A 12,376-nucleotide genomic window follows, 5' to 3' on the forward strand; every position below is an offset into this window, starting at 1 on the left:
TTCGGCCGATGCCTGATTCCGTCGCTCTCGATCCGGTTGATCTGCATATTCTGCGGCTCCTGCAGAACGATGCGCGGACGACGTACCGGGAGCTGGCCGCCGAGGTCGGGGTGGCTCCGTCCACCTGTCTCGACCGGGTGGCGCGGCTGCGCCGGTCCGGTGTGATCCTCGGGCACCGGCTGCGGCTCGACCCGGCGCGGCTCGGCCGCGGGCTGGAGGCGCTCCTGCTGGTGCAGGTCCGGCCGCACCGCCGGGAGCTCATCGGGCCGTTCGTGGAACGGATCAGGGCGCTTCCGGAGTCCCGGGCGTTCTTCCATCTGACCGGCCCCGACGACTATCTGGTGCACGTGGCGGTCGCGGACCCGACGGACCTGCAACGGCTGGTGCTGGACGAGTTCACCTCCCGCCGTGAGGTGGCACGTGTGGAGACCAGGCTGATCTTCCAGCAGTGGGAGTGCGGTCCGCTGATGCCGCCGGCCGCGGACACGCGGGGTCCCTCGGTGCCGGAGCCGCGGCCGGGTTCCGGCGGGCCCTGAGGCACCGCGCAGGACCGAAGTCCGGTACCCCGTGACGTGAGGGGCCCCGGCGTTGGAAGATGTCCACATGTCAGACACATCGAGCAGCTCACTCCCGCGCCAGGTCGCCGACGCCTACGTCGACGCGTACATCGATCTCGACCCGATCACCGGTACCTATCTCGGTGTCGCGGAAAGCTCCCGCCGGCTGCCCGATTTCTCGCCCGCCGGCCATGCGGCCTCGGCCGCCCTGATCCGCCGGACCCTCGCGGAGCTCGACGCCGCGGAGCAGGTGCCCGGCGCGGAGGCCGAGGAGGAGCGGCGGTGCGCGCGGCTGCTGCGCGAGCGCCTCACGGCCGAACTCGCCGTCATCGAGGCCGAGGAGGGCCTCCGGGCCGTTTCCAACATCCACTCCCCCGCGCACAGCCTCCGTGAGGTGTTCACGGCGACGCCGACGGCGACGGAGGAGGACTGGGCCGCGGTCGTGGACCGGCTGCGTGCGGTGCCCGCCGCCCTGGAGGGGTACCGCGCCTCGCTCGCCCTGGGGCTGGAGCGGAAGCTGTACGGGGGCCCGCGCCCCACGGCCACGTTCATCGGTCAGCTCGGGGCCTGGGCCGGTGAGGACGGCGGCACGGGCTTCTTCCAGGACGTCGTGGCCGAGGGGCCCGGCTCGCTGCGCGCGGAGCTGGACGGAGCCGCCGGGGAGGCGACCGCCGCCCTGGTGGCGCTCCGGGACTGGATGCGGGACGTCTACGCCCCGGCGATCGAGGGCGCGCCCGACACCGTCGGCCGGGAGCGCTACGCGCGCTGGGCCCGCCAGTTCAACGGTACGGATCTGGACCTCGACGAGGCGTACGCCTACGGCTGGTCCGAGTACCACCGGCTGCTGGCCGAGATGAAGACCGAGGCGGACAAGATCCTGCCGGGCGCCGGGCCCTGGGAGGCGCTCGCCCACCTCGACGTCCACGGTGAGCACATCGAGGGCGTGGAGGAGGTGCGCGTCTGGCTGCAGGGGCTGATGGACGAGGCCATCGAGGCGCTCGACGGCACCCACTTCGAACTCGCGGAGCGGGTGCGGAAGGTGGAGTCCCGGATCGCCCCCGCGGGCGGTGCCGCCGCTCCCTACTACACCGGTCCCACGGAGGACTTCTCCCGGCCGGGCCGCACCTGGCTCCCCACCATGGGCGAGACCCGCTTCCCGGTCTACGACCTGGTGTCCACCTGGTACCACGAGGGTGTGCCGGGCCATCACCTGCAGATCGCGCAGTGGACGCACGTGGCCGAGAGCCTGTCGCGCTACCAGGCCTCGGTCGGGCAGGTCAGCGCCAATTCCGAGGGCTGGGCGCTGTACGCCGAGCGGCTCATGGACGAGCTGGGGTACCTGCCGGACGCGGAGCGGCGCCTGGGCTATCTGGACGCGCAGATGATGCGTGCCTGCCGGGTCATCGTGGACATCGGCATGCACCTGGAGCTGGAGATCCCCGCGGACTCGCCGTTCCACCCGGGCGAGCGGTGGACGCCGGCCCTGGCCCAGGAGTTCTTCGGGAGTCACAGCGGCCGGCCCGCCGACTTCGTGGAGAGCGAGCTGACCCGCTACATGTCGATGCCGGGACAGGCCATCGGCTACAAGCTGGGTGAGCGGGCGTGGCTGCTGGGCCGGGAGAACGCCCGGAAGGCGCACGGTGACGCGTTCGACCTGAAGGCCTGGCACATGGCCGCCCTGTCCCAGGGCTCGCTGGGTCTGGACGACCTGGTGGACGAGCTGTCCGCGCTCTGACCACCGCGGACCGGGGGGCCGTCGACACCGTCACCGGGCCCCCCGGTCCGTCCCTCCCCACGGTCCGGAGGAGAATGTCGGTATGACGGCGCCCGGTCTCCTGTTCTGCTGCGATCCGCTGCGTCCGAAGCGTCCCGACGCCGTCTTCGCCGAGGAGGCGGCGGCGGCCCGGAGGGTCGGCGCCCGGACCGTGCTGGTCGACCACGACGCGCTGCTCGCGGGGGACGCGCGGGCCGCGGTAGGCCGGGTCCCGCGGGACTCGGGGGCGTACTGGTACCGCGGCTGGATGATCCCGAGCGCCCGTTACGCGGACCTCGGACGGGCTCTCGCCGCCCGGGGCTGCGCGCTGCTGACCGATGCCGGCGCCTACCGCACCGCCCATGAACTCCCCGGCTGGTACGAGGTGTTCAGCGGGCTCACGCCGCGCAGCGTGTGGTGTCCGGTGTCCGCGGAGGACGCCGTGGCGGATCCCGCCGTCTGGTCCCGCCTCGTCGGGGTGCTCGGGCCGGGCCCCGGCATCGTCAAGGACTTCGTGAAGTCCCGCAAGGACGCCTGGCACGAGGCGTGCTTCGTGCCGGAGCTGGCGGACGCGGAGCGGCTGGCCGCCGTCGTCGGCCGGTTCCTCGCGTTGCAGGGCGAGTTCCTGACCGGCGGCGTGGTGCTGCGCGGGTACGAGCCGTTCGTGCCGGGCGGCGAGGCACGGGTGTGGTGGGTGGACGGCGAGGCCGTGCGGGTGACCGCCCATCCGGACACTCCCGGCCGGCTTCCGGCACCGGACCTCGGTGCCGTCGGTGAGGCCGTGCGCGCGCTCGGCTGCCGCTGGGTGACCACCGACATGGCGCTCCGGGAGGACGGGGCGTGGCGGGTGGTGGAGGTCGGCGACGGCCAGGTCAGCGGACTGCCCGCCGGCGACGACGGCGAGGACCTGTTCCGCCGCCTCCCGGGCGGCTGAACCGCCTTCGGCGGGAGGGCCCGTGTCCGGCGGGGGCACCGGCCGTGCGTCCGCGCCGTCTCCCCCGCCGGACGGTCAGCCGCCGAGGGCGCCGGCCGTCCGGTGGACCACGGCCGACCCGTCCCGTTCCTTCACCACTTCGAGCTGGGCGGGGATGCGGCGGCGCAGGTCGCCGACGTGGCTGACGATGCCCACGCTGCGGTCGCGTTCGCGCAGCGAGTCCAGCACGTCGAGCACCTCGTCCAGCGTCTGTTCGTCGAGGCTGCCGAAGCCCTCGTCGATGAAGAGCGTGTCCAGCCGCACACCGCCGGCCTCGTCCGTCACCACGTCGGCGAGACCGAGGGCGAGGGCGAGCGAGGCGAAGAAGGTCTCGCCGCCGGACAGGGTCGCGGTGTCGCGCTCCCGGCCCGTCCAGGAGTCCACGACGTGCAGGCCGAGTCCGGCCCTGCGGCCCCCGCTGCGGTCGTCGGAGTGGACCAGCGTGTAGCGCCCCGCCGACATCCGCAGGAGCCGGACCGTCGCCGCAGCGGCCACCTGTTCGAGGCGGGCCGCCAGGACGTACGCCTCCAGCCGCATCTTGCGCTCGTTGTCCGCGGAGGTGCCCGCGGTCAGGCCGGCGAGGCGGGCCACCCGCTCGTACTCCTGGCGCACCGGCCCCAGGGCGCGGACCTGGTCCTCCGCGCTGCGGGAGAGCCGGCCGAGCTCCGCGGTGCGCTCCTGCGCGGCGGAGTGCGCGGCGGCGCTCTCGCGCAGCGCCCGTACGGACAGGTCGTACGCCGCCCGCGCCCGGTCCGGTTCGGCGGGCGGGCGGCCGGCGGCGGCCTTCGCGTCCTCCTCGGCGAGTCGGTCGGCGACGGTGGCCGCCTCCGTCTGCCAGACGTCGACGCGGTGCTGGAGCTCCCGCTGCGCGGTGTCGTCGAGGATCTGCGCCGCCGCGGCCTGCGGGGTGTCGAACCCGGCCCGGAAGGCGGCGTCGGAGAGTCTGCCGTCGGCGTCCTTGAGACGTGTGGCGGTCGTGTTCTCGGTGCGCAGGGCGTCGGCGGCGGAGGCCAGCAGTCCGGCCCGCCGTTCCAGCAGCGCGGCGTGCTCGGCGACGGAGCCGCAGGCACCCCGTGCCTTGACCAGTTCGGCCTCCAGCGCGGCCTGTTCACGGTCGAGCGCTTCCCGCTGCGAGGTACGGGCCGCCGTGCGCCGCTCGGCCTGTTGGCGGTCGTCGAGCCGTCCGAGGTGCTCTCGCTCCGCGGCGGCGAGGGCTTCCCGGGCCGCGTGGGACCCCGCGGCCAGCCGGTGCGCCTCCGCGTGCTCCCGGGTCAGCCGGTCCACCGCGTCCCGCAGTCCGTCGACGGTGGCGGGCGCCCCGCCGGCCGGCCCGGACTCCCCCGGGTCCGAGGCCTCGGCGCGTGCCGCCGCGAGGCGTTCGCGCAGGACCCCCAGCCCGCCCTCGGCCTCCGCGCGGGTCCGTTCGGCCCGCTGGTGGGCGGCGAGCGCCGCCTCCTCGGTGGCCCGGTCCACGTGTCCGGCCTCGGCGCGGGCCGGGGCGGGGTGCTCCGCCGAACCGCACACCGTGCAGGCCTCCCCGTCGGCCAGCCGGGCCGCCAGTTCCGCCGCGATGCCCCGCAGCCGCTGTTCGCGCAGCGCCAGCCAGGTCTCGTGCGCGTCCGCCGCGCCCTCGCGTGCCGTGGTCAGGGCCGCGGCGGCGGTCTCCTCCTGGACGGCGAGCGCGTCACGCCGGCGTGCGGCCTCCAGCCTTCTGCGGGCCGGGTCGAGCCTGCCGGCCAGCTGTTCCGTGCGGGTCGCGGCGTCCTGGGCCGTCTCGACGCGTTCCCTGAGGCTCCGGTGGGTGGTGTCCCAGCCGGCCAGCCAGTGCGCCGTCTCCTGGATCAGCTCGTCGTCCGCGCGGGACTGCCGCTCCAGACCGGCCCGTTCGGCGTCGATCTCCCGGCTGCGCCGCTCGGCGCCCCGTGCGGCGTCGAGCACGCCCAGCTCCGCCCGGAGTCCGCGCTCCCTGCCCGCCAGCTGGTCGAGTCCCGCCTCGGCGAGGTCCGGGGGCAGGCCGGCCCGCGAGTTCTCCAGCGCCCGGACGGCGGTGCGGTGGGCCCGTTCGGCCTCCTCGCGCAGGTCGAGGGCCGGGGCGACGAGGTCGGCCTTGCGCGCACGGGCCAGCTCCGCGTGGCAGCGGTCGCGTTCCGCACGGCGGTCCTCCAGGACGGCGGCACGGCGGCGGGTCTCCGCGTACCGCTGCTGGAGCCGGGCGCGTTCGCGTTCGGACTCGAACACCTGGCGTGCGGCGTCGTTGCGCCGCTCCGCCGCCGCCAGCTCGCACCGGGCGAGGTCGAGGCGTTCACCGGCGCCGCTGCGCGCGACGGCGGCCCAGCCCAGGATCCCCTCGGCGAGCCCGGGTTCGCCCGGGCGTTCCTCGGGCACCGGCTCCTCCGCCGCGGGACCGGCGGCCTGCGCGAGGCGGTGGGCCAGGGCGAGGATCTGCTCGTCCCCCGCCCGCACCCGGGCCTCGGCCGTGCGTCGCAGGTCGGCCAGGCGCTCCTCGACCGCGGCGAACCGGCGGGTGTCGAAGAGCCGGCCCAGGAGCTTCCCGCGGGCCTCCGCGTCGGCCCGCAGGAACCGCGCGAAATCGCCCTGCGGCAGCAGCACCACCTGGCAGAACTGGTCCCGGCTCATGCCCACGAGCCCGCCGATCTCCTCACCGATCTCCTGGTGGGAGCGGCTCAGTGCCGTCCAGCCGTGCTCGGGGTGGTGTTCCCGCAGCGAGCTCTGCGCCTTCTCGGTCGTGAAGCCGCCGCCCCGCTTCTTGGGGCGGGGCTGGGCGGGCCGCCTGGTGATCTCCAGCCGGCGCCCTCCGACCGTGAGTTCCAGGCGGACCTCGGTGGGCCGGTCGTCCGGGGCGTGGTCGCTGCGCAGCGACGTGCCGGGTCCCTGCCGGGCTCCGGGCACCGTGCCGTAGAGGCCGTAGCAGACGGCGTCCAGCACGGACGTCTTGCCCGCACCGGTGGGGCCGTGCAGCAGGAAGATGCCGGCCGAGGACAGCGTGTCGAAGTCGACCTCCTGGGTGGCGCCGAAGGGGCCGAACGCGGTCAGGGTGAGCCGGTGCAGCCTCAACGCGCCACCTCCCCAGCGGCGTCGTCGACCCGGACCTCGTCGAGGACGGCGCGCAGCACCGTGCGCTCCGGCTCGCTGGGGCCGCTCCCGCCGCGTACATGGGCCACGAAGTCCTCCGCCACCTGCTGGTCGTCGCGTCCTCGGAGCCGCTGCGCGTACGAGGCGAGCGGGTCGTCGGGAGCGCGCTCGGGGTCGAACACGAGGGTGAGCGTGTGCGGGAAGCGTTCGAGGAGGCGGGCCATCGGCTCGTCCGGGCGCGTCGGATCGGTGAGGGTGGCCTCGATCCAGGACTCCCGGTGCTCCTCCAGGGCCGGGTCCTCCAGCAGGGTGTCCAGCGGGCCGCGGAGGCGGGCGAGCCGGCGCGGTACGGGGCAGTCGACGCGTTCGGCGGAGACCTCCCCGCCGGGGGCGAGATCGATCAGCCACGTCGTCTTGCGGTGCGTGTGCTCGGAGAAGGAGTACGCGAGCGGCGAGCCCGAGTAGCGGACGCGGTCGGTGACCCGCTGGCAGCCGTGCAGGTGGCCGAGCGCCACGTAGTCGACGCCGTCGAAGACGCCCGCGGGGACGGCGGCGACCCCGCCGACGGTGATGTCCCGTTCGCTGTCGCTGGGTTCGCCGCCCGCCACGAACGCGTGCGCCAGGACGACGGACCGGGTGCCGTCGGGCCGGGCCGCGAGGTCGGCCCGTACCCGGTCCATCGCCGCGCTGAGGACGGCCTCGTGTCCCGTCCCGGTCGCGCCGAGGGCGTCCTTGACGAGTGCGGGCTCCAGATAGGGCAGCCCGTAGAACGCGACGTCGCCGTGGGCGTCGGACAGCACGACCGGTGTGGCGCAGTCGTCGGGGTCGGTCCGCAGATGGATCCCGGCCCGGGCGATCAGCCCGGCGCCGACACCCAGCCTGCGTGCCGAGTCGTGGTTGCCGGAGATCATGACGGTCGGCACCCCCGCGGCGGCGAGCCGGTGCAGGGCGTCGTCGAACAGCCGGACGGCCGACAGCGGCGGGACGGCCCGGTCGTAGACGTCTCCCGCGACGACGACCACGTCGACGGCCTGCTCCCGCACCGTCGCGACGAGGTGGTCGAGGAAGGCAGCCTGGGCGTCCAGCATCGGGACACGGTGGAGGGACCTCCCCAGGTGCCAGTCCGAGGTGTGCAGAATCCTCACGACACCGCTCCTGTGGCCACGATCCTCATGTCCCCGCTCCTCCGCCCCCGGGTCCGGCGTGGACCCGCTCCCCGGTCCGCCACCGGTCCGCGGGGCCGCCCGCGGCCACGCCGGTGCGGTGCCGCTCCGCGCCCCTCGTCCGTCTCAGACATCCCCGTAGGCCTCGCCGCCCAGTTCGAGGGTCGCCGTCCCGGCGGTGGCGTCGGCCAGCCAGGCCCGGAAGCTCTCGACCCCGGCGTCCGGCAGCGCGATCGCGAGGGTCACCGCCTCGGCGTACGTGACCTCGTGGACGGCGACTCCGGTGGCCCGCAGGTCGTTCTCCAGTCTGCCCGCGCGCTGGTGGTCGACGGTGACGGCGGCGAGGCGGAACCGGCGGCGGGTGGTCGTGCCCAGCGCGTCGAGCGCCTCGCCGACCGCTCCTCCGTACGCCCGGATCAGTCCGCCCGCGCCGAGCTTCACACCGCCGAAGTAGCGGGTGACGACGGCGACGGCGTACCGCACGTCCCGGCGCATGAGCATCTGGAGCATGGGGACGCCGGCCGTTCCGCCGGGCTCCCCGTCGTCGCTCGCCCGCTGCACGGAGGCGTCGGCCCCGATGACGTAGGCGAAGCAGTGGTGGTTGGCGGAGGGGTGCTCCCCGCGGACGCGCGCGATGAACTCCTGCGCCTCCTGCTCGGTGGCGGCGGGGGCGAGCGCGCACAGGAAACGGGACCGGCTGACCTCGGTCTCGTGCACACCCGTCCCGGCGACTGTCCGGTACTCCTCCTGCATCCGACCACCCTATGCGCCGGTCCGTCCGGCACGTTCACCCTCCCGTGGGGAATGGTCGGGCGGGGCCGTCCGTTGTCCGGGCATGTACGCAGACGACGAGACGGTGCGCAGGATTCTCCAGGACACGGGCGACACCTGGGCGGTGGTCGGCCTGTCCGGCAACACCTCCCGCGCGGCCTACGGCGTGGCCGGGGTCCTCAAGCGCTTCGGCAAGCGGGTGGTGCCCGTCCACCCCAAGGCGGAGACGGTCCACGGCGAGCAGGGGTACGCCTCGCTGGCGGACATACCCTTCCCCGTCGACGTGGTCGACGTCTTCGTGAACAGCGATCTGGCGGGCGCCGTCGCCGACGAGGCGGTGGCGGCCGGGGCGAAGGCGGTCTGGTTCCAGCTCGGTGTCATCGACGAGCAGGCGTACGACCGCACCCGTGCGGCAGGCCTCAGCATGGTCATGGACCGCTGCCCGGCGATCGAGATACCCAGGCTGAGCCCCGCGCGCTGAGCCCCGTCCGTGGGGCGGGGTGTCACCGGCACCCCCGGCGGGGAGAATGTCCGCCGTGGCACGGCATCTCCCCCTCGGCGGTGAGCATCTCGCCGCCCAGCTGCACGCGCTGGGGGTGCGCCGGGGCGGTGTCCTCATGGTGCACGCCTCGATGCGGGCCGCGGGCGGGGGCACCGGGGACATGGCGCACGCGCTGAGCCGGGCTCTGGGGTCGGGAGGGACGCTGGTGGTCCCCTCCTTCACCCCGGAGAATTCCGACACCTCGCGCGCCTACCTGGACCGTGTGCGCGGCCTGGACGAGGAGGCCGGGGCCGCGGTGCGTGCGGCGATGCCGGCCTTCGACCCCCGGGTGTCCCCCGCGCCGACGATGGGGGTGCTCGCGGAGGCGGTGCGACTGGCTCCGGGCGCGCGGCGCAGCGGCCATCCGCAGACCTCCTTCGCCGCGCTCGGCCCGGCAGCCGCGCGCTTGCTCGCGGGGCACCGGCCGGACTGCCACCTGGGCGAGGACTCCCCGCTGGCCCGGCTCTACGACGCGGACGCACAGGTCCTTCTGCTGGGCACGGGCTTCGACCGCTGCACGGCCTTCCACCTCGCGGAGTACCGACGCCCGTCCCCGCCCCGCCGCCGCTACCGCTGTGTCGTCGCGGCGGACGGGGGGCGCCGCTGGTGGGAGTACGAGGACGTCGCCCTGGACGACGGCGACTTCGCGCGTCTCGGGGACGACTTCGCCCGCGCCCGGACCGGAGCGGTGGCCTCGGGCCGGGTGGGGGCGGCGCCCAGCCGGCTGTTCCCGCTCCGCTCCGCCGTGGACTTCGCCACGGGCTGGCTCGCGGAGCACCGGCCCGAGGCTCGCTGAGTGCCCCGCGGGGTCACCACGGCGGCCCGGACCTTTGCGCACCGGATTCTTGTGCCGCGGACCGGCGCCCCGGCCCCTTGCGCCGCAGACCCCGCACCCCGGCCCCTTGCTGCGCGGACCGGCGCTCGTCCCGGGCGCGGTGCCAGACCGTCCCGGGCGCGGTGCCAGCCCGTCCGGGCGCGTGCCAGCGCACGCCGGTGCGCCCGGTGCACCGGTGCGCCCGGTGCTCGACAGCCGACTCCCTGCGCCCGGAACCCCGGCTCGCGGTAGCCGTCGCCCGGAGCCCCGGATCGCGGTAGCCATCACCCGGAACCCCGGATCGCGGTAGGCGTATTCCGGAACTCCGGCTCGCGGTAGCCGTCTTCCGGCACCCAGGCTCGCCCCCGCGCCCCCGGTCTCGGGAGCGGGCGCCCCGCACCCGTCGTCCCGTACGCCGTCCAGTTGCCCGGGCGGTCCGACGGGGCCGCTCAGGCTGCCGCTGGGGTGCCGCTCACCTGCCGTCCGCGCGGACCGGCGGGATCGACACCGCCATCGTCAGATCGGCGGGCTCGGTGCCGTCGTTGCGGTAGACGTGCGGCACATGGGCCTCGAACGTCGCCGAGGTGCCGGCGGGCACCGTGTGGGCCTCGCCGTCGACGACCAGCGTGAGCACACCCGAGGTGACGTGGAGGAGCTCCACCGTGCCCTCGGGGTGCGGGTCGGAGGCGCTGCCGTCGCCGGGCATCAGGTGCCAGGACCAGAGCTCGACGGGGCCGCGGGCATCGGTGCCGACCAGCAGCGTGTTCGAGCTGCCGGTCTCCGTCGACCACAGGCGCACCGCCTGGCTCGCCGGGACCAGCCGCACCTGTGATCCCTGCTCGTAGTCGAGCAGGGTGGTGATGCTGACCCCCAGGGCGTCGGCGAGCTTGACCGTGGTGCCGACGCTCGGGTTGGTACGCGCCTGCTCGATCTGGATGATCATGCCGCGGCTGACCCCCGCGCGGGCCGCGAGGGCGTCCAGGGTGAAACCGCGCTCTCCCCGCCAGCGCTTGAGGTTCCGCGCGAGCGACTGGGTGAGCTGATCGAGGTCGGTCACATTCCGTCCCATACCCTTGATGGTCAAATATTTTCGACGCGAAGGTCGAGCATCGGGAACTACGGTGTGGTGCACCCGCCCGAACACCGCACTGTACTGCGGGGCGCCCGATGACAGCCGGGATGACAGCACCGGGTGTCCAGGACACGGGCCTGCCGCCGAGGTCGCCCGGTCGGACCGCCCGGCGGCGGTCAGCTTCCTGCCGGGTCCTCGGTCAGCAGCGCCACGGCGGCCAGCTGCTCGGGGGTGACCCCGTCGGGGATCGGCACGGGTGCGGGGGTGCGGAGCGGCGGCTGCCAGCCCTTCTCCGGGTCCCAGCTCCGGACCACCCTGGCCGGCGCTCCCGCCACCACCGCGTGGTCGGGAACCTCCCCGCGCACGACGGCTCCGGCGGCCACCACGACGTTGCGGCCGAGCCGCGCCCCCGGGAGGATCACCGCTCCGGTGCCGATCCAGCAGCCGGGCCCGATCACCACGGGTTCCATGCGCGGCCACTGCTTGCCCACCGGCCGGCCGGTGTCGTCGTAACTGTGGTTCGTGGACGTGATGTAGACGTACGGACCGCAGTACGTGTCCGACCCGATCGACACCGAGGTGTCGGCGATGACGTGGCTGCCCCGGCCCAGCACCACACCGTCGCCCAGCGTCAGGATGGGGTCGGCCCCGAGGTCGAGGTCGGGCATCAGCCCGGCCGTGAGCGTCACCTGCTCGCCGATGATGCAGTGGTCGCCGAGTTCGATCCAGCGTTCGCCGAAGACCGTGCCCTGCGGGAAGGCGAGCCTGGTTCCGGTGCCGATGCGGCCGAACCGGAGGCGCCCCGGGTGCGGTGCGGTGACCGCTCCGGTCTCCTGCACCCACGCCCAGACCCGGTGGACGGCGCGGGACGTGAGCTCACGCCGCCGGAAGGCCAGGGAGGAGAGCAGGTTCTGGTTCTTCGCCACCCGCTCACGGTAGTCGGCCGGGCCGGAGCCCACCGGCGGCGTGCGCTGTGATGTTCACCCCAACCCGCCTGAGCTGCCGGGACCGTCCACTACGGTTCGTGCGGAGTACGGGGCGCCGAGCGCGCACCACACCGCACCGGAGGAGCAGGCGATGGCAGAGCAGGCATGGGTCACCGGCATCGGCGGCAAGGAGCCGGACATCGACCCGGACGCCTTCCTCGCGCCGACCTCCGTCGTCGTCGGCGAGGTCTCGATGGCCGCGGGCTCCAGCCTCTGGTACCAGGCGGTGCTGCGTGCCGACTGCGGCCCGATCTCCCTGGGCCCGGACAGCAACATCCAGGACAACTGCAGCGTGCACACCGACCCGGGCTTCCCGTTGACGGTGGGCGCCCGGGTCTCCGTCGGGCACAACGCCGTCCTGCACGGCTGCGTGATCGAGGACGACGTGCTGGTCGGCATGGGGGCGACCGTGCTCAACGGCGCGCGTATCGGCGCGGGTTCGCTGATCGCGGCGCAGGCCCTCGTGCCGCAGGGGATGCAGGTGCCGCCGGGCTCCCTCGTCGCCGGCGTGCCCGCGAAGGTGAAGCGGGAGCTGACCGCCGAGGAGCGCGAGGGCATCGCCTTCAACGCGGCCGGTTACGTGGAACTGGCCAAGGCCCACCGCGCGGCGCACCGGAAGGGCTGACGGCCCCGCCGGGTACGGGCCGGGCACC

General features: G+C 74.7%; 11 protein-coding genes. 6 read left to right on the top strand and 5 right to left on the bottom strand.

Annotation, left to right across the window (positions count from 1 at the left end):
* The first annotated feature begins 8 nt into the window (after positions 1 to 8).
* From ABZ172_RS04370 to ABZ172_RS04380, 3 genes are all read left to right on the top strand, one after another.
* A complete protein-coding gene (locus tag ABZ172_RS04370) occupies positions 9 to 536 on the top strand; it encodes an Lrp/AsnC family transcriptional regulator (RefSeq protein ID WP_356880066.1) in 528 nt (175 codons plus the stop codon).
* Positions 537 to 603: 67 nt separating this feature from the next.
* The gene (locus tag ABZ172_RS04375; RefSeq protein WP_356880068.1) at positions 604 to 2,292 is read left to right on the top strand and encodes a DUF885 domain-containing protein; all 1,689 of its coding nucleotides are present in this window, start codon (positions 604 to 606) and stop codon (positions 2,290 to 2,292) included.
* 82 nt (positions 2,293 to 2,374) lie between these two features.
* Positions 2,375 to 3,244: an ATP-grasp domain-containing protein gene (locus ABZ172_RS04380; protein ID WP_356880070.1), complete on the top strand. Its 870-nt coding sequence runs from the start codon at positions 2,375 to 2,377 to the stop codon at positions 3,242 to 3,244.
* 75 nt (positions 3,245 to 3,319) lie between these two features.
* Here ABZ172_RS04380 and ABZ172_RS04385 read toward each other — a convergent pair whose 3' ends face one another.
* The 3 genes from ABZ172_RS04385 to ABZ172_RS04395 all read right to left on the bottom strand — a co-directional run bounded on the left by ABZ172_RS04385 (position 3,320) and on the right by ABZ172_RS04395 (position 8,292).
* The gene (locus ABZ172_RS04385) at positions 3,320 to 6,358 is read right to left on the bottom strand and encodes an SMC family ATPase (RefSeq protein WP_356880072.1); all 3,039 of its coding nucleotides are present in this window, start codon (positions 6,356 to 6,358) and stop codon (positions 3,320 to 3,322) included.
* The gene (locus ABZ172_RS04390) at positions 6,355 to 7,521 is read right to left on the bottom strand and encodes an exonuclease SbcCD subunit D (protein WP_356880074.1); all 1,167 of its coding nucleotides are present in this window, start codon (positions 7,519 to 7,521) and stop codon (positions 6,355 to 6,357) included. The genes ABZ172_RS04385 and ABZ172_RS04390 overlap by 4 nt, the downstream gene beginning before the upstream one ends.
* A gap of 144 nt (positions 7,522 to 7,665) precedes the next feature.
* The gene (locus ABZ172_RS04395) at positions 7,666 to 8,292 is read right to left on the bottom strand and encodes a YigZ family protein (RefSeq protein ID WP_356880076.1); all 627 of its coding nucleotides are present in this window, start codon (positions 8,290 to 8,292) and stop codon (positions 7,666 to 7,668) included.
* A gap of 82 nt (positions 8,293 to 8,374) precedes the next feature.
* On the opposite strand from ABZ172_RS04395, the gene ABZ172_RS04400 reads away from it, so the two are divergent.
* The gene (locus tag ABZ172_RS04400) at positions 8,375 to 8,791 is read left to right on the top strand and encodes a CoA-binding protein (RefSeq protein WP_356880078.1); all 417 of its coding nucleotides are present in this window, start codon (positions 8,375 to 8,377) and stop codon (positions 8,789 to 8,791) included.
* A 46-nt stretch (positions 8,792 to 8,837) separates the two neighbouring features.
* Positions 8,838 to 9,647 carry an AAC(3) family N-acetyltransferase gene (locus ABZ172_RS04405; RefSeq protein WP_356880080.1) on the top strand — a complete coding sequence of 270 codons (810 nt, stop codon included), beginning with the start codon at positions 8,838 to 8,840 and terminating at the stop codon, positions 9,645 to 9,647.
* Positions 9,648 to 10,137: 490 nt separating this feature from the next.
* Here the strand turns inward: ABZ172_RS04405 and ABZ172_RS04410 are convergent, their stop codons facing one another.
* Positions 10,138 to 10,722 (bottom strand): XRE family transcriptional regulator, encoded by a 585-nt coding sequence (locus ABZ172_RS04410; RefSeq protein WP_356880227.1) that lies wholly within the window; start codon positions 10,720 to 10,722, stop codon positions 10,138 to 10,140.
* Between the two features lie 191 nt (positions 10,723 to 10,913).
* Positions 10,914 to 11,663, bottom strand: a complete 750-nt coding sequence (locus ABZ172_RS04415) for an acyltransferase (protein ID WP_356880082.1) — start codon at positions 11,661 to 11,663, stop codon at positions 10,914 to 10,916.
* 151 nt (positions 11,664 to 11,814) lie between these two features.
* Here ABZ172_RS04415 and ABZ172_RS04420 point away from each other — a divergent pair, with 151 nt between their 5' ends.
* Complete coding sequence (locus ABZ172_RS04420; protein WP_356880084.1) at positions 11,815 to 12,348, top strand: gamma carbonic anhydrase family protein; 534 nt, start codon at positions 11,815 to 11,817, stop codon at positions 12,346 to 12,348.
* The last annotated feature ends 28 nt before the right edge of the window (positions 12,349 to 12,376 follow it).

This window comes from Streptomyces sp. NPDC006296 (assembly GCF_040613235.1).
GTDB lineage: Bacteria > Actinomycetota > Actinomycetes > Streptomycetales > Streptomycetaceae > Streptomyces.